General features: G+C 61.5%; 19 protein-coding genes. All 19 read left to right on the top strand.

Features of this window, described 5'->3' with window-relative positions; translation table 11 throughout:
- Positions 1-3: 3 nt before the first annotated feature.
- The 19 genes from dusB to DW195_RS02335 all read left to right on the top strand — a co-directional run bounded on the left by dusB (position 4) and on the right by DW195_RS02335 (position 22,191).
- Positions 4-1,047, top strand: coding sequence for a tRNA dihydrouridine synthase DusB (dusB, locus tag DW195_RS02425; protein ID WP_118205724.1), 1,044 nt, complete (start codon positions 4-6; stop codon positions 1,045-1,047).
- Between the two features lie 2 nt (positions 1,048-1,049).
- Entirely contained in the window at positions 1,050-2,282 is a 1,233-nt protein-coding gene (gene hemW, locus DW195_RS02420) for a radical SAM family heme chaperone HemW (RefSeq protein ID WP_118205723.1), read from the top strand.
- Between the two features lie 58 nt (positions 2,283-2,340).
- A complete protein-coding gene (locus DW195_RS02415; protein WP_187365004.1) occupies positions 2,341-3,444 on the top strand; it encodes a DnaJ domain-containing protein in 1,104 nt (367 codons plus the stop codon).
- Between the two features lie 81 nt (positions 3,445-3,525).
- Positions 3,526-4,674, top strand: coding sequence for a molecular chaperone DnaJ (gene dnaJ, locus DW195_RS02410; protein WP_117766629.1), 1,149 nt, complete (start codon positions 3,526-3,528; stop codon positions 4,672-4,674).
- Positions 4,675-4,683: 9 nt separating this feature from the next.
- Positions 4,684-5,976: a MiaB/RimO family radical SAM methylthiotransferase gene (locus tag DW195_RS02405; RefSeq protein WP_118205722.1), complete on the top strand. Its 1,293-nt coding sequence runs from the start codon at positions 4,684-4,686 to the stop codon at positions 5,974-5,976.
- A complete protein-coding gene (locus tag DW195_RS02400) occupies positions 5,957-6,943 on the top strand; it encodes a PhoH family protein (protein WP_118205721.1) in 987 nt (328 codons plus the stop codon). The genes DW195_RS02405 and DW195_RS02400 overlap by 20 nt, the downstream gene beginning before the upstream one ends.
- The gene (ybeY, locus tag DW195_RS02395) at positions 6,940-7,449 is read left to right on the top strand and encodes an rRNA maturation RNase YbeY (protein ID WP_117637259.1); all 510 of its coding nucleotides are present in this window, start codon (positions 6,940-6,942) and stop codon (positions 7,447-7,449) included. Before DW195_RS02400 ends, ybeY begins: the two co-directional genes overlap by 4 nt.
- 9 nt (positions 7,450-7,458) lie before the next feature.
- Positions 7,459-7,836: a diacylglycerol kinase family protein gene (locus DW195_RS02390; protein ID WP_022094706.1), complete on the top strand. Its 378-nt coding sequence runs from the start codon at positions 7,459-7,461 to the stop codon at positions 7,834-7,836.
- Between the two features lie 12 nt (positions 7,837-7,848).
- Positions 7,849-8,919 carry a GTPase Era gene (gene era / locus DW195_RS02385; RefSeq protein WP_199576294.1) on the top strand — a complete coding sequence of 357 codons (1,071 nt, stop codon included), beginning with the start codon at positions 7,849-7,851 and terminating at the stop codon, positions 8,917-8,919.
- A 12-nt stretch (positions 8,920-8,931) separates the two neighbouring features.
- Positions 8,932-9,681 (top strand): DNA repair protein RecO, encoded by a 750-nt coding sequence (gene recO, locus DW195_RS02380; protein ID WP_118205720.1) that lies wholly within the window; start codon positions 8,932-8,934, stop codon positions 9,679-9,681.
- A gap of 138 nt (positions 9,682-9,819) precedes the next feature.
- Positions 9,820-10,098 carry a 30S ribosomal protein S15 gene (gene rpsO / locus DW195_RS02375; protein ID WP_006235963.1) on the top strand — a complete coding sequence of 93 codons (279 nt, stop codon included), beginning with the start codon at positions 9,820-9,822 and terminating at the stop codon, positions 10,096-10,098.
- A 151-nt stretch (positions 10,099-10,249) separates the two neighbouring features.
- Positions 10,250-12,496: a polyribonucleotide nucleotidyltransferase gene (locus tag DW195_RS02370; protein ID WP_118205719.1), complete on the top strand. Its 2,247-nt coding sequence runs from the start codon at positions 10,250-10,252 to the stop codon at positions 12,494-12,496.
- Positions 12,497-13,138: 642 nt separating this feature from the next.
- Positions 13,139-14,809: a ribonuclease J gene (locus DW195_RS02365; RefSeq protein ID WP_118205718.1), complete on the top strand. Its 1,671-nt coding sequence runs from the start codon at positions 13,139-13,141 to the stop codon at positions 14,807-14,809.
- A gap of 1 nt (position 14,810) precedes the next feature.
- The gene (locus DW195_RS02360; protein ID WP_233540793.1) at positions 14,811-17,588 is read left to right on the top strand and encodes a DNA translocase FtsK; all 2,778 of its coding nucleotides are present in this window, start codon (positions 14,811-14,813) and stop codon (positions 17,586-17,588) included.
- A complete protein-coding gene (locus DW195_RS02355) occupies positions 17,588-19,099 on the top strand; it encodes a helix-turn-helix transcriptional regulator (RefSeq protein ID WP_118205717.1) in 1,512 nt (503 codons plus the stop codon). Before DW195_RS02360 ends, DW195_RS02355 begins: the two co-directional genes overlap by 1 nt.
- Positions 19,100-19,125: 26 nt before the next feature.
- Entirely contained in the window at positions 19,126-19,623 is a 498-nt protein-coding gene (locus tag DW195_RS02350; protein ID WP_022094699.1) for a YajQ family cyclic di-GMP-binding protein, read from the top strand.
- 27 nt (positions 19,624-19,650) lie between these two features.
- Positions 19,651-21,000, top strand: a complete 1,350-nt coding sequence (gene rimO, locus DW195_RS02345) for a 30S ribosomal protein S12 methylthiotransferase RimO (RefSeq protein WP_118205716.1) — start codon at positions 19,651-19,653, stop codon at positions 20,998-21,000.
- Between the two features lie 99 nt (positions 21,001-21,099).
- The gene (pgsA, locus tag DW195_RS02340) at positions 21,100-21,648 is read left to right on the top strand and encodes a CDP-diacylglycerol--glycerol-3-phosphate 3-phosphatidyltransferase (protein ID WP_233540798.1); all 549 of its coding nucleotides are present in this window, start codon (positions 21,100-21,102) and stop codon (positions 21,646-21,648) included.
- A 12-nt stretch (positions 21,649-21,660) separates the two neighbouring features.
- Positions 21,661-22,191, top strand: coding sequence for a CinA family protein (locus tag DW195_RS02335; RefSeq protein WP_118205714.1), 531 nt, complete (start codon positions 21,661-21,663; stop codon positions 22,189-22,191).
- Positions 22,192-22,435 lie beyond the last annotated feature (244 nt).

Here is a 22,435-nt window from a genome sequence, read left to right as displayed (position 1 = left end):
TCCATGGCGCTTTCTGAATACAGCAAGCGGCTGCTGGGTGCCTATGCCGAGCAGCCGTTCCTTATGGCTCCCATGGCGGGCGTGACCGACCCCGCCTACCGCATTATGTGCCGCCGCCGCGGTGCCAACCTTGCCTACAGCGAGATGGTGAGCGTGGCAGGCCTTGCCTATGCCAGCAACAAAACGTGGCGCCTGGTGCTGCCGGCCGACGAGGAACAGAAGATTTGCGTGCAGCTCTTTGGCTCCAAGCCCGATCAGTTTGCGAGCGCCGTCGCCGCCGTCGAGGAGCGCGTTGGCGATCGCCTGTCGCTCATCGACATCAATATGGCATGCCCCGCCCGCAAGGTCGTTACCAAGGGCGAGGGTTCGGCGCTTATGCGCACGCCCGACCTGGCGGAGAAGATCGTCGAGGCCACGGTGGGCGCGGCGCACGTGCCCGTGACCGTCAAGATCCGCAAGGGCTTTTATGCTGAGGACCGTAATGCCGCGACGTTTGCCCAGATGCTTGAGGGCGCAGGGGCTGCCGCAGTCGCCGTGCATGGTCGTTGCGCCACGCAGCTCTACACGGGCCAGGCCGACTGGTCGGTCGTCGATGAGGTTGCAGATGCCGTTGAGATTCCCGTGATCGGTTCGGGTGATGTGTTCACCGCCGAGGATGCCGCGGTGCATCTGCGAAACTCGGGTGCCAGCGCGGTGTTTATCGCGCGCGGCATCTACGGGAACCCGTGGGTGTTTGGCGATGCTCGCGCTCTTGCGCTCGATGGCACACCGGTGCCGGCGCGCAGCTCTGTCGAGCGCCTGGACGCCCTGCGTGAGCACCTAACGCTGACGCATGAGCTCCTGCCGCTCATGTCGCGTGCCCGTACGTACGCAAGCTGGTACTTAAAAGGCATGCCCCATGCCGCCGCTTGGCGTGCCCATGTGGTGCGCTGCTCCACGTATGAGGAGTTTATGGCGCTGGTCGATGAGATCGAGCATGATGTGGTGGCCTGCGAGGCTGCCCTTGCCGCCGGCGAATCGGTGCCCCCTCATCCGCTGGAGGCTTAAGGGTGGCCGTTACCGCGCTGTACGTGCACGTGCCGTTCTGTGCCCAAAAGTGCCGCTACTGCGACTTCGACTCGCGCAGCTTTGCTTCGTGTGATTTGGATGCCGCGCTCGATTCCTATTTTGAGCAGTTGTTCGCGCGTCTCGATGCTTTTGGCAAGGCTGGGGCCCTCGACCAGATCCGCACCGTCTATGTTGGCGGCGGCACGCCGTCGCTGGCGGGGGAGCGCCTGGTGGAGCTGGCGCGGCGTATTCGTGCGTGGTGCGCCCCCGTTGAGTTTACCTGCGAGGCCAATCCCGAGTCGCTGACCGCCGAGCTTGCTACTGCGCTTGCCAAGGTTGGTGTCACACGCGTTTCTCTGGGCGTGCAAACGCTCGATAACACCGAACTTACCGCCATCGGCCGCATTCACGATGCCGATCGGGCGCTCGCCGCCATCGCGACGGTCAAGGACGCTGGGCTTGACGTGTCGTGCGACCTTATGTGCGGACTTCCCGGGCAGACCGCAGCGAGTTGGAAGCGTACGCTCGAGGGCGTGCTGGCGGCGGTTCCGCATCATGTGTCGGTTTACCCGCTCACGCTCGAGGTGGGGACGCCCCTCTATCGCATGGCGTGCCGTGACGAGTCGCTCGAGCCCGACGAGGATTTTCAGGCCGCCTGCATGGACGTGGCGCGCGAGCTCCTGGGTGCCGCCGGCTATCACCCGTATGAGGTGGCGAGCTACGCGCTCGACGGCCATGAATGCGCCCATAACATTGCCTACTGGACCGGACAGGGTTACCTGGGTCTGGGCCGCTCTGCCGCCGGCATGCTCGATGCTGGGGACTTCGCTCGCTTGGCCGGGCTGTTTTGCGGCGCACTTGCTCGAGGCGACGCGTATCGCGTGCGTCTGGTACAGCGCGACGATGCTGCGACGACGTTTGATGCCGAGTGTCTGTCGCAGCGCGAGGCAGCAGCCGAGGATTTGATGCTCGCCTGTCGCATGACGCGCGGCGTTGGGTCTGACCTGTTGGTTCGCTCGGCAAACATTATCCCCGAGGACGAGCTGGCGGCGGCTTGCGACCGCGCGCTCGAGTTGGGCCTTGCCTCCTGGGTGTCCGATGATGCTAAAGGGCATGCGGGGCGCGTTACATCGAAAGATGTTATCGAAGGTCGCACTCGCGCCCGTCTGGCTCCCACCCACTTGGGTTGGCTCGATGGAAATGTGCTGTTCGAGCTGTTTTGGGGTCTAGCTTAGGCCGCTCGGGTAGAATGACCGCATTATATACGCTGCTGTGAGCAGGAGGTTGCCGCGCATGGCGACGATGAACGAAAAAGATTACTACGAGATCCTGGGCGTCTCCAAGGACGCCACCTCGCGTGATATACAAAAGGCTTTCCAGCAAAAGGCCCGCAAGCTCCATCCGGACGTCAATAAAGAGCCGGATGCCGAGGAAAAGTTCAAAGAGGTTTCCGAGGCCTACGCCGTGCTTTCGGACGAGCAGAAGCGTGCTCGCTATGACGCCATGCGCTCGGGCAATCCCTTTGCCGGTGCTCCTACGGCTTCGCCCTATGGTGGCGGCTACGCCGGCAGCACGGGTTATGGCAATCCCTTTGAGGGCGGCTTCCCCTTTGGTGGCGCCTGGGGCCAGCAGCGTCGTGGGCAGGCTGCCTACAATCCCGAGAACGGCGCCAACGTGGTCGTCGACATCAAGCTCGACGCCAAGGAGGCCAAGGGCGGTGCCCGTAAGACCGTCCGCTATACGCGTTTTGATACCTGTGGTCACTGTGGCGGCTCGGGCTCCGTCTCGTCCGAGCATGCGCATACCTGCCCGAGCTGCGGCGGTCGCGGCCACATCGATGTCGACCTGTCCTTCCTGTTTGGCGCCGGCACGTTCCAGTCGGTCTGCCCCGAGTGCGGCGGTTCCGGTAAGGTCGTCGCCGACCCCTGTCCCGATTGCGGTGGCAGCGGTCGAACCCGCGTGACCTCCGAGCAGACGATTGAGTTTCCTGCCGGCACGCACGATGGCGACGAGGTTCGTATTGGCGGCATGGGTCACGCCGGCACCAACGGTGCCGCGGGCGGCGACCTGGTCGGCCGTGCCCATGTCGAGGCCGAGCGCCTGGAAGGCAAGGCCCGTACCGGTTTTTACCTGATGGGCATCGTGGCGCCGTTTTTGGTGCTGTCGGCCATCTCGGGCGTGTTCTCGGCCTTTGCCATGATGTGCTTTATTCCGTTTGCCATGGGCCTGTTCATGGTGCTCTCGGACGGCGTGCTTCATCGCAGCCTGCTGTGGTGGAAACGCGGCGCGATGCAGTTTGCCAACGGTTTTGCCAACGGATTTATGTTTGCACTCGTGTCGGTTTGGTTTGCGAGCTGCTCGCAGCGTGCCATGCTTTCGCCGTACGGAATGTACTAACATCAAACCCTCTGTTTGCGGCCGCCCCAGCTTGGGTATAGGACGCACTGTGACAATAATGAAAGTCGGAAGGATTCGGTCGTGTCGGAAAATAGGGATTACTACGAGGTACTTGGCGTCGAAAAGGATGCCGACGCGCGGACGATTAAGCGCGCGTTTCTAAAGAAGGCCCGTACCGTACACCCGGACGTTTCGGACGACCCCGAGGCCGAGGCCAAGTTCAAAGAGCTCAACGAGGCATATTCCGTTCTTTCCGATGAGCAGAAGCGTGCAAACTACGATCGCTTTGGCTCTCCTGACGGCCCCGGTGGCTCTGGCTATGTCGACATTAACGACATCTTTGGCGGCATGGGCATGGACGACCTTTTCTCGTCGTTCTTTGGCGGCGGCGCCGGCGGTGGTGCCCGCGGCCGTCGCGAGCGTCGTCGCGGTCGTGACATGGCCATCTCGCTTTCGGTGACGCTCGAGGAGGCGGCGCTCGGCTGCAAAAAGACTATCAGCTATGACCGCCTTGCTCCTTGCGAGGACTGCAATGGCACCGGTAGGGCAGAGGGCGCACAGGAAAAGCAGTGCGGCCGCTGCCACGGTACGGGCTACGTCACGACGGTTCAGCGTTCGTTCCTGGGCCAGGTTCAGTCTTCCTCGCCTTGCCCCGACTGCCATGGCGAGGGTACGGTTATCGACCATCCCTGCGAGACCTGCGACGGTCAGGGTCGCACGCCTTCGCATGAAAAGATCGACATCGATATTCCCGCCGGCGTTTCGACCGGTCGACAGCTGCGTGTGAGCGGCTTTGGCGAGGCCGGCCTTCGCGGCGAGCCTTCGGGCGACTTGATTGTCAACGTGCGCGTTGCCGACCATGAGCGCTTTAAGCGCAACGGTGACGACTTGTACCTGGTGAGCGATATCTCGATTGCACAGGCTGCGCTCGGCTGCGAGATCGAGGTCGAGGGCATTATGCCCGACGAGGTCGTTAAGGTGACGGTTCCCGCCGGCGCCCAGTACGGCGACACCGTGAGCGTCAATAATTACGGCATGCCGCGCATTGGCGGTGGCGGTTCGCGTGGCCGCCTGATCGTGCAACTGCGCGTGGTCGTTCCCACCAATCTTTCCAATAAGCAGCGCGAGCTGCTCCGTGCTTTTGCCGATGAGATGGGCGATGACGTCGCTTCCGGTAAGAAGTCGGTGACCGACCGTATCAAGAGTGCCCTCGACGATATCCTCGATTAAGGAGCCCGCGTGCTCGCACCCCATATTTCCGTCGTCAACCTCGGCTGCCGTGTCAACCGGGTTGAGTCTGACCGTATCACTGCCGATCTTATGCGCCTGGGCTTTGCTTTTGTGGAGCCCCAGGATGCCGACTTGATCGTCATTAACACCTGTGCCGTTACGGGCGAGGCCGAGGCCAAGACCCGTAAGGCCGTCCGCCATGCGCTGGCCCATCAAAACGAGCCCTATGTGGTCGTGACCGGCTGCGTGGTCAACCTGCATCCCGAGGAGCTGCTGGAGCTATCCGACCGCGTGGTCGCCGAGCCGTCCAAGATCGATGTCGCCGAACGTGTCTGCGAGGTGTTGGGCGTTGAGTCCGATAGCGTTCCCGCCTGCAGTGATGGCGAGGTTGTCGATGCGCTCGGTCGCTCTCGCCTGGGCGTGAAGATTCAGGACGGCTGCAACCATCGCTGCACCTATTGCATTGTGTGGAAGGCACGCGGCCCCGAGCGCTCCGTGCCCGTCGAGTCCGTGCTCGAGCAAGTTCGCGAGGCCCAGGAGGCCGGCGTGCCCGAGGTCGTGTTGACCGGCGTGAATCTGGGTGCCTATGACGGCAAGAGCGCGACCGACGAGCATGTCGAAATCGATGAGCTGCTCGAGGCCATTATGGAGCGCACGACTATTGCGCATGTGCGCATTTCCTCGGTCGAGCCCATGGATATCTCTGAGCGCCTGCTTAAGGTTATGGCGCGCTATCCGCAGCGTATCGCCCCGTTTTTGCACCTGCCCGTGCAGTCTGGCTGCACGGCGACGCTGCATCGCATGGGCCGTCCCTATAGTGCCGAGGCCTTTGAGGATACGGTGCGCATGATCCGTGCGAACCTGCCACAGGCCGCACTTTCGTGCGACGTTATCGTCGGTTTTCCTGGCGAGACGGACGAGGAGTTCGAGGAGTCGCTGGCGCTGTGCCGTCGCGTGGGCTTTTCGCGCATGCACGTGTTTCGCTATAGCAAGCGCCCCGGCACCCTCGCCGCCGACATGCCCGACCAGGTACCGCCTGAGGTCATGGCCGAGCGCAGCCGTCGCATGCGCGCGGCGGCTCAGGAGCTCGCGGTTGCCGATGCCCGCCGTCGCGTGGGTACCGTCGAGCGCGCCGTGCTTGAGTACGGTGATAATTTGACGCTTGGCTCGTTCCATCATGCCCGTCTTGATGATACCTGTGGACTCACAGCCCCGTGCCTGCTCGATGTTGCTATCATCGGAGTCGATGATTCCGGCTTGGTCCATGCACGCAGGGAGGTTCATGGAAGCCTCGAAGATTAGACTTACCGTTCCCGAGGGGATTGATCCCTCGCGCGTTTTGGGCGCCGGCGACGGCGTCCTTCGTGCGCTCGAGAGCTTGGTTCGCGCCCATGTGGTCGCCCGTGGCGATAGCATCGCCGTGAGCGGTGACCCGGACGAGGTCGAGCTCGTGGCGCGCTTTTTCGAACATGCTTTTCGCGAGGCGGCGGCCGGCCGTACCCTTTCTTCCGACGATGTCTCGCGTTGCCTGGCCGTCTTGCGCGACGGCGAGCATGAGGCCACATCGCTTCGCGATGATGTGCTGCTATCGTACCGCGGTCGCGTTATCCGCCCCAAGACGCTCGGTCAAAAGCGCTATGTGGATGCCATCCGCTCTTCCACCATCACGTTTGGCCTCGGTCCCGCCGGTACCGGTAAAACCTATCTGGCCATGGCGCTCGCCGTTGCCGCGCTCAAGCGCCATGAGGTGGGCCGCCTGATCCTGACGCGCCCGGTTGTCGAGGCGGGGGAGAACCTGGGCTTTTTGCCCGGTACCCTCGAGGAAAAGATCGACCCGTATATGCGCCCGCTCTATGATGCCCTCTTTGACATGATGGATCGCGAACGCACCGATGAGCTTATGGAGCGTGGCGTGATCGAGATCGCGCCGCTCGCCTACATGCGCGGTCGAACGCTGAGTGATGCCTTTGTGGTGCTCGATGAGGCGCAAAACACGACGCCCGAGCAGATGAAGATGTTCCTGACGCGTCTAGGTTTTAATTCCAAGTTTGTGATTACCGGCGACCTGAGCCAGCGTGACCTGGTGGGTCGTCGCGGCGGTCTTGCCGATGCCGAAAGGATTCTGGGTCGCGTCGACGATGTGGCGTTTTCTCACCTGGAGCGCGCCGATGTGGTGCGCCATGCCCTGGTGGGCCGTATTGTTGAGGCCTATGATGCATACGACGATGCGCGTGAGCAGCGCGCACACGATCGAAAGGAGTCCCGTTGAGTGTATTGATCAGCAACGATGCCGAGCTCGATACGCTGCTCGATGCCCAGGAGGTGGAGCACATCTGCTCAGTTGTGCTTGCCGCCGAGGGTGTTGAGCGTGAGGTCGAGATTTCCCTTTCGTATGTCGATGAGGACGAGATGCACGAGCTCAACCACGAGTGGCGCGGCATCGATCGCACGACCGACGTGCTCTCGTTTGAATGTGACTCGGCCTTTGACGAGGACATTCCCGCCGACGAGACGCTCGAGCTCGGCGATATTATCCTGGCCCCGCAGGTTATTGCCCGCCAGGCCCCCGGCTTTGGCAACAGCCCCGCCGATGAGTGCCGACTGATGCTCGTGCACGGAATGCTGCACCTGCTGGGCTACGACCACATCGAGGACGATGAGGCCGAGGTCATGGAGGCGCGCGAGGATGCCATCCTGCGCGACCTCGCGCTTGAGCGCGGCGAGGACCCCAAACTCGTCCACGTCGGCCCCATAACCAATCATGCCCACGACTAGGAGCCATTTATGATTCCCGGATCGAACAAGGACCATCCGTCCTTTTTAAAGTCGTTCTCATACGCGATGGAGGGCTTCGTCACCGCCGTCAAGACCGAGCGCAATATCAAGGTCATGCTCGTGGCGGGCGTGTGCACCGTCATTGCCGGCTGCATCGTGGGGCTCGATATTGCCGAGTGGGCTACGGTCATCATCTGCTGCGGCCTGGTGATTCACGGCGAGTTGTGCAATACCGCCATGGAGGCGATTGTCGACCTGGCGACCCAGGAGCTGCATCCGTTGGCCAAGCGCGCGAAGGATATCGCCGCTGCCTCTGTATACGTTCTTTCCATTACCGCCGCGATCGTGGGCTTGCTTGTCTTTGCCCACGCGCTCGACTTTATTTAGAAAGGGATTCCCATGTCCGACAATATGCAGCCTACCGATGAAGTTTTGGATGACGAGGTCCTGGACGAGGCTGAAGGTGCCGATTCGTTTGACGAGGTCGAGGAGTTCGACCCGTTTGAGGGTATGAGCGACGAGGAACTCGATGCCCTGTGCGACGAGGATGAGAGCCTCGCGGGCTTTGGCGACGTGGAACCCGGTTTCCGTAGCGGCTTTGTGGCCCTGGTCGGTCGCCCCAACGCCGGCAAGTCCACGCTGCTCAACGCCTGTTACGGCAAGAAGGTCGCCATCACCTCTCCGGTGGCCCAGACGACCCGCCGCCGTATGCGCGCCGTGGTCAACCGCCCCGGTTACCAGCTGGTCTTCGTTGACACGCCGGGTATCCACAAGCCCAAGGACGGCTTGGGCTCCGAGCTCAACAAGAGCGCGTTGTTCGAACTGAACGATGTCGATGTCGTCGCGTTTCTGATCGACGCCACCAAACCCATCGGCAGGGGAGACGCCTGGGTTGCCGAGCGCGTCAAGAGCGCCCGTTCCAAAAAGGTCCTTGTGCTCACGAAGGCCGACGAGGCCGATCCCGCCCAGGTTATGGAGCAGCTCAAGGCCGCTCACGAGTTTATGGAATACGACGACGAGATCGTGACGTCGTCGGTCAAGAACTTCAACGTCGATGCGTTTATCGAGACCGTCGCTCGCTTTTTGCCCGAGGGCCCGCGCTGGTTCCCCGAGGACATGGGCACCGACGCGTCCGACGAGACCCTCGTGGCCGAGTTTGTGCGCGAGAAGGTCCTGCGTCGCACCCGCGACGAGATCCCTCACTCCGTGGGCGTCATCTGTGACGCGCTCGAGCAGACTAAGAAGGTCCTGCGCGTGCACGCCACGATTTACGTCGAGCGTGAGGGGCAGAAGGGCATCATCATCGGCAAGGGCGGCGAGATGATCAAGCATATCGGTATCGATGCCCGTCGTGACCTTGAGCGCATCTTTGGCACTCAGGTCTTTTTGGAGCTCGACGTGAAGGTCAAGGCCGGCTGGCGCGATGACGAGGCGCAGATCCGCCGCTTTGGCTACAATGCTGAAGATTAAGCCCCGGCGTTCATGGCAGGCTCTCGCACATATCGCACAAAGGTGCTCGTCCTCGACAAGACGAAGCTCAAGGAAACCGACCTGATCTTGACGATGCTCGACGAACGGGGGCGGCAGGTGCGTGCCGTGGCTAAGGGCGCACGTAAGCCTGGCGGTCGCCTTGCGGCCCGCTGCGAGCTCTTCTGCACCGTTGATATGCTGTTGGCGCATGGTCGCTCGCTCGACGTGGTTTCTCAGGCGGAGCTTATGGAGGCGCCGCTCGGTGCCGCTCCTGACTACGAGACGACCTGTGCCGCCAGCGCGATTGCCGAGGTCGCGCGTGTGTGCTCGTTCGAGGATGCCGAGGATCCATTTACCTTTGCCATCACGCAGCGGGCGCTCACGCTTATCGGCGGCGGGCTCGACTCGGCACATATGGACCTGCTCGTGGCGGCTTTTGTCTTTAAGCTGCTGTCGCACGTTGGCTACCGACCCGATTTCTCGGCATGCGTCTCGTGCGGCGATCCCTTGCTCTCGTATTTCTCGGCCCAAGCCGGCGGGCTTCTGTGCGGGTCATGCGCGTCGAGCATTCCGGGTGCCGAGCTGGTGTCGACCGGCGAGGTCGCATGGCTGCGCGCTCTGATGTCCATGACGTTCGATGAGCTCATGGCCGAGCGAATCGATCCGCATACGGCTGCTTTTTTGCTGGGGCTTTCGCATGTTTGGGCCGCCACGCACACCGATCAGCGGCTCCGTGCGATGGAATTCATGTTGGGTCGGTGATGATACGCAGGCGCGCGCCGCTTGTGGTAACATACCGACCTGTTGGTACCTCGAACTTGGATGTTCGCTCCACCGGCGGCTTCCCAGTCCGAGGCGAATAGAGTCGCCCACGGGCGACGCGAAACGAAAGGTGAAACAATGACTGTTTCCAAAGAGCGCAAGGCGGAGCTGACCGCCCAGTTCGGTAACTCCCCGGTCGATACCGGTAACCCCAAGGTTCAGGTCGCCATCCTGTCCGAGCGCATCAAGGAGCTGACCGAGCACATGAAGTCCCACCAGAAGGACTTCCACACCCGTCGTGGCCTGCTCATGCTCGTTGGCCGTCGTCGTCGTCTTCTCTCCTACATCAAGAAGAACGACATCGTCGAGTACCGTGAGCTCATCAAGGCTCTGGGCATCCGCGACAACATCCAGTAACGGATTTGTACATGCTAAGAGCGTCCTGCGCAGCGGGGCGCTCTTTTTGTGTAAGGGCGTGAACAATCACGCTCTGAAGCGTGGCGGGGGCAGGGGGCCCGCGTCACATGAGAAGCCCGCAGGCAAGGGGCCTGTGGGGTAAAGGAGAACAATGACACTCGTATCCAAGACCTTTGAGCTGTACGGCAAGACCTACACCTTCGAGTCCGGCGAGCTTGCCAAGCAGGCCACCGGCGCTTGCCTGGTCAAGCAGGGCGACACCACGATGCTCGACACCGTGGTCGTCTCCAAGGAGCGCAAGAATTACGACTTCTTCCCGCTGACCGTCGACTTCAACGAGAAGATGTACGCTGCCGGCCGTATCCCGGGTGGCTACCTCAAGCGCGAGGGCCGTCCCAGCGAGAAGGCCACGCTCACGGCCCGCATGATCGACCGCCCGATTCGCCCGAGCTTCCCGGACGGCTTCCGCAACGAGGTGCACATCGTCGCCACCTCGCTCGTCGCCGACCAGGTCAACCCCTTCGACGTCATCAACGTCATGGGTGCTTCGCTGGCCATGACGCTCGGCGGCGTGCCCTTCGAGGGCCCGCTTGCCTGCGTGCGCATCGGCCGCAACGTGGAGACCGGCGAGTTTATCGTCAACCCCACCTATGAGGAGCGCGAGAACTCCGATCTGGACCTTGAGCTGGGCGGCTCTGCCGACTTCATCTCGATGGTCGAGGCTGGCGCCGAGGAGATCTCCGAGGACGACATGCTCGCCGCTATGAAGTTTGGCCAGGAGGCCCTCGCTGCCTTCTGCCAGGCCCAAGACGAGTTCGTCGCCGAGTGGGAGCAGGTCAACGGCGCTATCGTCAAGAAGGAGTACCCGCTCGACCAGCCCGTCGAGGAGGTCCAGGAGCGCATCTTCGCCCACTACGACGAGATGGCCGCTGCCCTGCGCGACGCCGACAAGCTTTCCCGCATCGGCAAGGTCGAGGCTCTGAAGGAGTCCATCCGCGCTGAGTTCACCGACGAGGAGCAGGCCGCCTGGGAGCGCGAGATCCCCGTGGCGCTTAAGAAGCTCGAGAAGAAGGCCATGCGCACCATGGTCGTCGAGACCGGCGAGCGTGTCGACGGCCGTGCCGCCGACGAGATCCGTCCCATCATGGTGAAGGACAACTACCTGCCGCTCGTTCACGGCTCCGGCCTGTTCCAGCGTGGCCAGACTCAGGTGCTCTCCGTCCTGTCGCTCGGCATGCTTAACGAGGGCCAGCGTCTGGATACCATCGAGCCCACCGAGGGCAAGCGCTATATGCACCACTACAACTTCCCGCCGTTTTGCACCGGCGAGACCGGCCGCATGGGCAGCCCCAAGCGCCGCGAGATCGGTCACGGCAACCTTGCCGAGCGCGCCCTGCTTCCGGTGCTCCCCGACGAGAACGAGTTCCCCTACGCTATCCGTGTGGTCTCCGAGGTCATGGAGTCCAACGGCTCCTCTTCGATGGCTTCGACCTGCGGCTCCACGCTCGCCCTTATGGACGGCGGCGTGCCCATTAAGCGCCCCGTCTCCGGTATCGCCATGGGTCTGATCCAGGAGGAGGGCAAGACCGTGGTCCTGTCCGACATCCAGGGTCTCGAGGACTTCCTGGGCGACATGGACTTTAAGGTCACCGGCACCACCGAGGGCATCACCGCCCTGCAGATGGACAACAAGGCCACCGGTCTTACCTTCGACATCCTGGCCCGCGCCCTGCAGCAGGCCAAGGAGGGTCGCGCCTTCATCCTGCAGAAGATGCTCGATGTGATCCCCGAGCCGCGTCATACCACGCGCAGCACCGCTCCGCGCATCGTCTCCATCCAGGTTCCGACCGATAAGATCCGTGACGTCATCGGTTCTGGCGGCAAGGTCATCCGCGGCATCCAGGACGAGACCGGCGCTTCGGTCGACATCCAGGAGGACGGCACCGTCTTTGTCGGCGGCACCGGCGAATCCGTCGATCAGGCCGTCGAGCGCATCAAGCTCATTATCAAGGTTCCCGAGCCGGGCGAGGAGTACGCCGGTCGTGTTGTCTCCATCCAGCCGTTCGGTGCCTTCGTGAACCTGCTGCCCGGTAAGGACGGCCTGCTGCACATCTCCCGCGTCGCCAAGGGTCGTGTGGAGAAGGTCGAGGACGTCCTCAACGTGGGCGACGAGGTCAAGGTCGTCGTCATCGAGGTCGACGATCGCGGCAAGATCTCGCTCGATCGTCTCGACAAGCCTGAGGCCCCGGCTCGCGCCGAGGGTGCCTCCGAGGGCGACGGCGAGCACTTCCAGCGCCGTGAGCGTCCGCGTCGCGAGCGCTCCGAGCGCAGCGACCGTCCGCGCCGTCCCGGCGACAACGGAGGCCGCAAGCCCCGTCGTCACCACGACGCCGAGTAACAGCCGCACATAAGCAGCTCAACAAGGGCGACTCCGGACAGGGGTCGCCCTTTTGCTTGCGCCCGGGAGGGCCGCATATGAAGTTTCCTGCTCTACAGTCCTGCGCAAGACGGAAAGCACATTAAGTGCTTTCCTTTGCGTGCGGAACTCGCGATAAACTTCATATGCGTCCCTCCCGGGCACAAGCAAAAGGGCTTGTTAGTGCCACTCGCTATTTAGTTGGACAGTCTAATCAGTAGTCAAATTTCAGATCTATAGTCAGACGCAGCGGCATATCCCCAGATAAAACCAACCAAAATAAACCTGTCCCTTTTTGGTAGGTTCCCCGCGAGGGCGGGCACGGATGAAGTTTATCGCGAGTTCCGCACGAACAGGAGGCCACTTAATGTGGCCTCCGTCGTGAGCAGGACTGTAGAGCAGGAAACTTCATCCGTGCCCGCCCTCGCGGGGAACCGGCGGGATACACAGGTTCAGATGGGGCTTTGATGCATGGGTGGTCTGTTGTTGTGCAAATGGGTATCATACTGTGGTTAATGTGTCGACTCCGTGATGCATGTTTGTACGTTCCCGACGGTCGGTTTGCCAGAAGCGCCCCGTCGGTTGTTTCAGACCCGTTTCGAAGAAAGGAAACAACACTCACCTATGGCAGCTAAAAAATCATCTCCCTTGAAGATCATCCCGCTCGGCGGCCTTGATGGCATCGGCAAGAACATGACGGTCTTCGAGTGCGGCGACGACATGGTGCTCGTCGATGCTGGCCTCATGTTCCCCGATGACTCGCAGCCCGGTATCGACCTGGTGCTTCCGGATTACACCTACGTTCTGGAGAACGAGGAAAAGCTTCGCGGCATCATCGTCACCCACGGCCACGAGGACCACACCGGTTCGCTTCCGTACCTGCTGCAGGACCTCAACAACAAGGTGCCCATCTTCTCGAGCAAGCTGACGCTCGGCTTTATCGAGGGCAAGCTCTCTGAGTTCCGCATCCGCGCACCCAAGTTCCGTGAGGTCAAGGGCGGTAGCCACGTCAATTTGGGTGGCATCTCGCTCGACTTCTTCTCGATGACGCACTCCATCCCGGGCGCTCTGGGCGTGTTTATCCGCACCAACCAGGGCACCGTTATGCACACCGGCGACTTTAAGCTCGACCAGACGCCCATCGACGGCGTCACGCCCGACTATGCCGCTATCAGCCGCTTTGCCAAGCAGGGCATCGACCTGCTGCTGTCCGACTCCACCAACGCCACGGTCCCCGGTTTTACCAAGTCCGAGGCCGAGGTTGGCCCTAATCTGCTGCATGCCATTAAGAATGCTCCGGGCCGCGTGTTCGTCGCGTCGTTCTCGAGCCACATCCATCGTCTGCAGCAGATTTGCGACGCCGCCCGCAAGTGCGGCCGTAAGGTCGTCGTGACCGGACGTTCCATGCTCACCAACACCCGCGTGGCGCGCGAGCTCGGTTATCTCAACATCGATGATGCCGATATCCTCGATGCTTTCGATATTGATAACCTGCCCGACGACAAGATCGTCGTCATGTGCACTGGTTCGCAGGGCGAGCCTCTGTCGGCCCTTTCGCGCATGGCCAACGGCGAGCACAAGACGCTCTCCATCCACGAGGGCGATACCGTCATCCTCTCGGCAACGCCGGTCCCCGGTAACGAGAAGGCCGTTCAGCAGGTCGTCAACAGTCTCGCCAAGCTTGGCTGCGACGTGTGGGATAAGAACCGCGCCCTTGTTCACGTCTCGGGTCACGGTAGCCAGGAGGAGCTCAAGCTCCTGATGGCCATGGCCAAGCCTACGTACTTTATGCCGGTCCACGGCGAGGCCGTGCATCTGCGCGCCCATGCCCAGCTTGCTCGTAAGATGGGCCTCAAGGACGATCATATCTTTATCCTCGACAACGGAGATACGCTCGAGATGCGCGGCGGTATCGTTAAGCGCGGTACGCCCGTCGAGTCTGGCGTCGTCTACGTCGACGGACTGCGTATCGGCGATACCGACCCCATCGTTCTGCGCGATCGTCAGAAGCTTGCCAACGACGGTATGGTCACGGCTGTCGCTATCGTTTCGCTCAAGCACAAGAAGATCGAGGCCATCGAGTTCTCGGGCCGCGGCGTCTCCTTTGCCATCGACGACCAGTTCTCCGAGGACGCCTCGGCGTCCATCATGAAGACGATCGAGAAGGGCAAGTTCAGCTTTACGAGCAGCGGTTCCGATGCCATTCGCAAGGCCGTGCGCGACTCGCTCTCTAACTTTATCTGGAGCCGTACGCGCACTCGTCCGATGATCATCCCGGTCGTCATGGAGGTTTAGTTTGGCGCGCGGATCTGCACAAAACGCCAAAGGCAATAAAGCCAACAACCAACCGGCATCTGCTAAGGGTGCCGGTTCCCATCTTCGTGCCAATAAGGGCCACGAGGTCGAGTTCGACGATTTTGAGCCCCTGGTCGAGCCTTCGGCCAACCGCGATATCGCCGGCGTTGTCATTGCCGTTTTGGCGATTGCGTCCTTCATTGCCGTGATTTCGCCAGCGACCGCACCCGTTACGGCTGCGGTTGCCGGTTTCTACCACCTGGGCTTTGGTCTGGGTGCCTACGTGCTGCCGATCGTCATTTTGCTGTTTGCCGCCACGCTCTTTTTAGGCGAGGACTCGCCGCTCAACGTGCGCTCTGTTGCGGGCGGCGCCGTGGTCTTTATCGCCGTCGTCTCTATTCTTTCGCTGATGGTGCCGGGTACGAGCGACTCGTGCGACCTTATGTTCACGCCGCAGAACCTTTCCGTGTCGGGCGGCTACATTGGCGCCTTTATCGCAAGTGCCTTGCAAAACGCCCTGGGTAAACCTATCGCCATGGTTGTCTTGCTGGGGCTTGTCGTCGTTGGTTTGGTCATTATCGGCTTTTCGGTGGGTGGCGTTTTGCGCTCCGCACGCGATCGCGCTGCCGATTTTGCCGAGCGTCGACGTGCCGATGTCAATGCGAGCCCGTGGGGCGATGAAGAGGCCCTGTCTGTTCCCGGCGTCGCTCGTCCGCACCTGAGCATTCTGCGCCAGAAGGGGACTGACGCCGCGTTGACCACGGTCATGGGTGGCGATGTCGACCCGGTTTTGGATGACGACGAGGACGATGACCCATTTGTCGACGTATCCGAGTCGGTTGAAGCCGAGCGCGCCAAGACCACGCTGCTGCCGCGCCGCCATGCCAAGAAGGGCAAGGCTGCGCCCAAGCTCAACACAAGCGAGCCCGACCCGTCTTGGTCCGATAGCGAGATTGAGCTCACCGAGGGTGACGACGAGGACGACGAGGCTCCGCTCGAGACCGCCAAGACGACCTTGCTGCCGCGTCGCCACGCCAAGCACGGGCAAGTCACTGGACAGCTTTCGATGGAGGACGATCCGGACAAGGTTGACGAGTCCGAGCCGCCGTTTGCCGTGAACCCTGTTTCGGCCGCACCTCAGATTCCCGACTTCTTAAAGCATCCCAAGGTTGCCGATGCGCCTGCCACGAGTGCTGTCGAATCGGCTGCGGCTCGTGATGGGGGAGCGGACGGCGGCGCCGCAGATAACGAGGGCGAAGAAGAGGATGGCCTCAAGCTTCCGCCGCTCGAAATCCTACATGCCAACCCGCAGTCGGCTTCTGCCGCGTCTTCGGATAAGGAGCTGGAGCAGACCGCTGAGTCACTGCAATCCACCTTGCTTGAGTTTGGCCGCAGTGCCCGCGTGGTCGGCTGGATCGCCGGCCCCACGGTGACGACCTTTAAGCTGCAACCTGGCGAGGGCGAGCGCGTGAGCAAGATTTCGAGCCTCGAGGACGATATTGCGCTTTCGCTCGCCGCCCAGTCGGTTCGTATCTTTGCCCCGATCCCCGGCACCTCGCTCGTGGGCATCGAGATTCCCAACCGCAAGCGCCAGAACGTCAATCTGGGCGACGTGCTGCCCTATGTGAAGGGCGGTCCGCTCGAGCTTGCCATCGGCCGCGACGCCGAGGGCACGCCGGTCGTCGCCGACCTCGCCAAGATGCCTCACCTGTTGATCGCCGGTACGACCGGTTCTGGTAAGTCGGTGATGATCAATTCCATCATCACGACCTTGCTCATGCGCGCCCTTCCCGAGGACGTTCGCCTGATCATGGTCGACCCCAAGCGCGTCGAGCTTGCGGGCTATAACGGTCTGCCGCATCTCTATGTGCCCGTGGTGACCGAGCCCAAGCAGGCCGCGAGCGCCCTGCAGTGGGCCGTGTCCGAAATGGAGCGCCGCCTGAAGGTATTCGAACGCCTCAACGTCCGTAAGATTTCGACCTATAACGAAAAGCAGGCCGCCGGCGAGTTTGAGCATTACGACAACCCGCCGCAAAAGATGCCCTACCTGGTCATTATCATTGACGAGCTCTCTGACCTGATGATGGTCGCCGGTAAGGATGTCGAGGCCTCGATCGTGCGTATTGCACAGCTGGGCCGTGCCGCCGGTATTCACCTTATCGTTGCCACGCAGCGCCCCAGCTCCAACGTGGTGACGGGCCTTATCAAGGCCAACATCACCAACCGCATCGCCTTTAACGTCGCCACGGGCATCGACTCGCGCGTCATCATCGACCAGATGGGTGCCGAGAAGCTCACCGGTTTGGGCGACATGCTGTTCTCCAAGGTCGACTGGGGCAAGCCCCGCCGTATCCAGGGCTGCTTTGTCTCGGACGACGAAATCAACGAGATTGTCGAGTTCGTCAAGTCGCAGAGCGAGCCCGACTACCACGAGGAGATTCTGTCCGCCGTGGCGCCCGCTTCCATGTCCATGGCTGGTGGCGGCGGCATTGTCCGCACCGGAGTCGCCGAGCCGCAAGACGATGATCCGCTCATTTGGGAAGCCGCCCATATTGTGGTGGAATCGCAGCTGGGCTCCACATCTGGCCTGCAACGCCGCCTGAAGGTTGGCTATGCGCGTGCCGGGCGTATTATGGACATGCTGGAAGAAAAGGGTGTCGTCGGCCCGCCCGACGGTTCCAAGCCGCGCGAGGTCCTGTTGGACGAGGAGGGGCTTGCCGCGCTGGAATCTGTCGACGCCGAGATGGCACGTGAAGATCGTGAGTTTGGAGGATTCTGATGGCTGCACGCTTTGGTGACATGCTGCTCGAGCAGCGTCGCCGAATGGGCCTTTCCATTCAGCAGGTCGCCAACACCATCAAAATCAGGCCGCAGATCATCGAGTTTTTCGAGACCGGTAACTTTGCTTCGATGCCGCCGCGCGGCTATGCGCAGGGCATGATTTCGAGCTATGCTCGTTTTTTGGGCCTCAATCCGCGCGAGGTCGTCAATGCCTACTTTGACGAACTGATGGCATACGAACGCGAGACGTCGCAGCAGGGCGGTCGTTTCCAGGACGCCGCCGGCTACGTCAATTCGCGTTCCTCTGTCGATAACGGGCGCTTCCTGATGGTTCAGGGCGGTCGTTCGACTCGCTATGGACAGCGTCCTCAGCAGGCCGGTTATATTACCGAGACGGGTTCGGGCGAAGAGATTCGCTCACAGCGTGACCGGTTCCGCAGTACGCCGATGCCCGAGGACCGTGCACTTCCCGCTGCCCGCGGCGTGGCGCGTGACCCTCGTGCCGGCTACGGCGACGGCGGCTATTCCGATCGCGGTTACCGTGGTGCCTCTACGGGACGCTCTCGCGGCGGCTATGCGGATGCCGATACCACGCAGGTGACGCCGCGTCTTCGCTCTCAGTCTCAGCCGTATGGCCAGCGCCCTTCGGCTCCGCGTTCGGGCCAGCGTGGCTATCAAGGCCGCGGTGAACTTGCGCCCCGCTCGGGTCAGCGCAGCCTTCAGGGCCAGGGTGGCTATCGTGGTCGTCCCGATAGCAATCGTGGTCGTATGCCTCAGGGAGGCGGCCGCAGCAGTTCCAGTCGTGGACGCGGCGGATCTCGAACTCCTCAAAACAACGGGCTCGATCCGCGTATCGTCTACGCTGGCATTGGTGCCGTGGCGCTGCTGCTGATCGTGCTCATCGTGGTACTTCTGCGCGGCTGCGCATCTTCGACGCCCGAGACCACGCCCGAGACGCCCACTGCTACCAAGACGACGACCAAGAAGTCTTCTAAGAAGACCGAAACGGTCGACGAGGACGAAGACGCCGATGAGGCGACGGATGAGTCGACCGATTCGGACGCTACCAAGACGACGGCCAAGAAGGAAGTGAACGAGGTCACGAAGGTCAAAGTCTCCGTTGCCAAGGGAAAGACCGCGTGGATTGAGGTCAAGGTCGACGGCAAGTCGGTCTATGGCGCTCAGGCGACTGGCCCCTTTGAGCAGGAGTACACGCCCGAGTCCTCGATCGAGATCACCACGTCCAAGCCCTCCGATGTCACCGTTACCAAAAACGGTGAAAAGGTCCGTTACGATACCAAGACCTCGGGCGTGGCGCGTGTGACGATTACCGTTCCCAAGAAGGAGACGACTGATTCCGAGAATGGTGAAAGTTCTGATGGTACCGACACCACCGATGGTACCGATACCACCGACGGCACCGATGCCCAGTCCACGGATGGCGCCGATACCGCAACTGATGGTCAGACGCCCACCGATTCTACCGACTATTCGTACGATAGCTACTAAGTCGCTCGTACGCGAAAGGAAACATCATGGCTAAAGATTCCAGTTTCGACGTCGTGTCCGAGGTCAACATGCAAGAGGTCGACAACGCCTTCCAGCAGACCACGCGCGAGATTTCCCAGCGCTATGACCTGAAGGATTCCGGCGCCACGATTGAGCTTTCGAAGGGCGACAAGCTCTTTACGATCAACGCCCCGGCCGACTTTGTCTCCAAGCAGATCATCGATGTCCTGAGCTCCAAGCTCATCAAGCGCGGCATCGACCTCAAGGCTGTCTCGTGGGATGCTCCGCAGGCGGCATCGGGCGGCACCGTGCGCGTGCTCGGCCATATCGTCGAGGGTATCGACCAGGCGACCGCCAAGAAGATCAACAAGGACATCAAGGACCAAAAGCTCAAGGTCAAGGTGACCATCGAGGCCGACAAGCTGCGTGTTTCCTCTGCTTCGAAGGACGCGTTGCAGACCGTGATCCAGTTCCTGCGCGACCAGGACTACGGCCAGCCGCTGCAGTTCACCAACTACCGCTAATATCATTCGAAAGGACCGCTCTTCAACATGGATACACCGCTGGGCTCCGTGCTCTACATTACCCTCGGGTGCGCTAAGAACGAGGTTGACACCGACCGCATGCGTTCTCTTTTGACCGCCGCGGGCTACGAGGAGGCATTCGACCCACAGGATGCCGATATCGCCATCGTCAATACATGCTCGTTCCTCGCCTCTGCAACGTCCGAGAGCATCGAGACCACGCTCGAGCTCGCCAACGAGGTTCAGGACGGCGTTCGTTCTTGCCCCATCGTCATGTGCGGCTGTGTGCCGTCGCGCTATGGCGACGACCTGCCTGACGAGCTGCCCGAGGTCGCGGCCTTTGTGAAGGCCGACGAGGAGGACGGCATCGTGGCGGTCATCGATGGCGTGCTGGGTGTCGAGCGTGAGATCGCAGCCTATATCCCGCAGGTCAAGCGTACCGTCGAGGGTGCCGTTGCTTATGTCAAGATTTCCGATGGCTGCAACCGCTTCTGCAGCTTCTGCATGATCCCGTATATCCGCGGTCGTTATCACTCGCGCAATGCCGAGAGCATTATTTCCGAGGTGCGCGACTTGGTTGCCGGTGGCGTGCGAGAGATCGTGCTGATCGGCCAGGACACGGGCATCTGGGGCACCGACTTTGCCGACGAGGACGTCGCCGAGGGCTCGCCGCGCAATCTGGCGCAGCTGTTGCGCGCCGTCGCCGAGGCCGTGCGCCCGCACAACGTCTGGGTCCGTGTGCTCTACCTGCAGCCCGAGGGCATGACCGACGAGCTTATCGAGACGATTCGCGATACCCCCGAGGTGCTGCCCTATATCGATATCCCCGTGCAGCACTGCGACGCGCGCATCCTCAAGGCTATGCGCCGTTCCGGTTCGCGCCAGGAGCTCGGGGACCTGTTCCGCGATCTGCGTGAGCGTATCCCCGGCATCGTGATTCGTTCCACGGCCATGGTCGGCTTCCCGACCGAGACCGACGACGAGTTCCGCGACCTTATCGACTTTATGGACACCGTCGGCTTTGACTACACGAGCGTCTTTGCCTACTCGCAGGAGGAGGGCAGCCTGGCCGCCAAGATGGAGGGCCAGGTCGATGAGGAGGTTAAGCTCGAGCGCGCCCAGGAGGCTATGGATCTGGCTGAGTCGCTCGGTTTTGCCGCCACCGCCGCACATGTGGGCGAGCGCGCCCAGGTGATTGTCGACGGTATCGAAGAGACCGAGGATGGCGCCGAGCTGATCGGCCATGCCTGGTTCCAGGCGCCCGATTCCGATGGCGCGGTTCACTTGGACGCCAGCGAGGCGTCCGTGGGCGATATTCTGACCGTCGAGTTTACCGATAGCTTCTGCTATGAGCTTATCGGTCATGTTGTGGAGTAGGAGAGCGTCGTGGCTAACGAGAGCAATAAGGAACTGACGAGTGTTTGGACGCCCGCCAACATCGTGACGTGCGTTCGCATCGTCTTTATCCCGGTGTTCATGATCGTTTCGGCGCTGTCTCACACGAGTGTTGCCGGTACGAATTGGAGCACCTTCGACGGCCCGCTCGCCGCCGCTGCCTTCATTCTGTATGTGATCCTGTCGTGCACCGATAAGGTTGACGGTTATCTGGCGCGCTCGCGCAACGAGATCACCGACTTCGGCAAGTTCTTGGACCCCATCGCCGATAAGCTGCTCGTGTTCTCGGCCCTGCTGCTGTTCTTGGATTTTGGCTTCGTAACCGTGTGGTCGGTGTTCATCATCCTGTTCCGTGAGCTGCTGGTGAGCGCCCTACGCATGGTCGCGAGTGCGGCCGGTGTGGTCGTTGCCGCCGACAAGCTAGGCAAGTACAAGACGGCGACCACGATGGTCTCCATCTGCGGTTACCTGTGCGTTTTTGCGATGGCCGGCTTGCACCTTGGCCCGGTGGCGCTGACGCTCGGCATCTACTCGGTGTCGCGCTTCCTGTATGCCGTTGCCGTTGTCTTGACCGTTATCTCGGGCGCCCAGTACTTCTGGAACTGCCGCAAGATCGTCTTTTCGGTCTAGGTCCTGGTGGGTATGGCGGACTCTTTTGAGCAGATTTCCGCACATAACGAGGAGCTGGCGCGCGATATTGTCGAGCGCGCGAGCGCTCGGGGCGTGACGGTTTCTACGGCTGAGTCGCTGACGGCGGGTATGATCGCCTCGACGATTGCCGATATCTCGGGCGCCTCGGCGGTGCTGCGCGGCGGTGCGGTGACCTATTGCGATGAGATCAAGCATCGTGTTCTGGGTGTTGAGCAGGAGACGCTCGATCGGTTTAGCGCCGTGTCGCACCAGACGGCGCGCGAGATGGCTGCCGGTTCGCTGGAGCTGTATCAGAGCGATATTGCCGTGAGCGCGACTGGCTATGCCGGCCCGGGTGGAGGGACCGAGGACGATCCGGCTGGCACTTTTTATATTGGCTGGGCGTATCGCTCGGCCGATGGGGGAGTGCCGATCGTGGACTCTGTGCGCTGCCACTATGAGGGCGATCGTTCGTGTGTTCGTGCCCATGCGGTCACGGAGGCATTGGGTCGCATTGTCTGCGTGCTCGATTCTATGGAATAGACGTGTTTTAAGGGGCCTCCGGGCCCCTTAATTGTGGAGATGGGGACCTCAGAAGAATTTAGCGTTTGTGCTGTTCATAGGTGTATTTTTGCCTGCCTTGTTCTTATTTGGCCCTTTATGGTCAAGCATTTGGTCAGTGTTTGGTCGGCTTTTGGTTGGGTTTTGGAAAGGTCGGCTGCATATGATTTATCTGAACGGTTGACCACGAACAGCCGTTCGTTTATTATCGATGCAGGTTGTTAAG

This window comes from Collinsella sp. AM17-1 (genome assembly GCF_003470665.1).
Classification (GTDB): domain Bacteria; phylum Actinomycetota; class Coriobacteriia; order Coriobacteriales; family Coriobacteriaceae; genus Collinsella.
The sequence above is the reverse complement of the archived record's forward strand: the minus strand, read 5'-3'. Positions and strand labels throughout refer to the sequence as shown.

Coding starts and splice junctions, on each gene's coding strand:
- rpsO (WP_006235963.1), top strand. CDS start 9,820: ATGACTGTTTCCAAAGAGCGCAAGGCGGAGCTGACCGCCCAGTTCGGT.
- DW195_RS02365 (WP_118205718.1), top strand. CDS start 13,139: ATGGCAGCTAAAAAATCATCTCCCTTGAAGATCATCCCGCTCGGCGGC.
- DW195_RS02335 (WP_118205714.1), top strand. CDS start 21,661: ATGGCGGACTCTTTTGAGCAGATTTCCGCACATAACGAGGAGCTGGCG.
- DW195_RS02400 (WP_118205721.1), top strand. CDS start 5,957: ATGGAAGCCTCGAAGATTAGACTTACCGTTCCCGAGGGGATTGATCCC.
- recO (WP_118205720.1), top strand. CDS start 8,932: ATGGCAGGCTCTCGCACATATCGCACAAAGGTGCTCGTCCTCGACAAG.
- DW195_RS02390 (WP_022094706.1), top strand. CDS start 7,459: ATGATTCCCGGATCGAACAAGGACCATCCGTCCTTTTTAAAGTCGTTC.
- DW195_RS02370 (WP_118205719.1), top strand. CDS start 10,250: ATGACACTCGTATCCAAGACCTTTGAGCTGTACGGCAAGACCTACACC.
- DW195_RS02350 (WP_022094699.1), top strand. CDS start 19,126: ATGGCTAAAGATTCCAGTTTCGACGTCGTGTCCGAGGTCAACATGCAA.
- dusB (WP_118205724.1), top strand. CDS start 4: ATGGCGCTTTCTGAATACAGCAAGCGGCTGCTGGGTGCCTATGCCGAG.
- rimO (WP_118205716.1), top strand. CDS start 19,651: ATGGATACACCGCTGGGCTCCGTGCTCTACATTACCCTCGGGTGCGCT.
- DW195_RS02355 (WP_118205717.1), top strand. CDS start 17,588: ATGGCTGCACGCTTTGGTGACATGCTGCTCGAGCAGCGTCGCCGAATG.
- DW195_RS02415 (WP_187365004.1), top strand. CDS start 2,341: ATGGCGACGATGAACGAAAAAGATTACTACGAGATCCTGGGCGTCTCC.
- era (WP_199576294.1), top strand. CDS start 7,849: ATGTCCGACAATATGCAGCCTACCGATGAAGTTTTGGATGACGAGGTC.
- pgsA (WP_233540798.1), top strand. CDS start 21,100: ATGATCGTTTCGGCGCTGTCTCACACGAGTGTTGCCGGTACGAATTGG.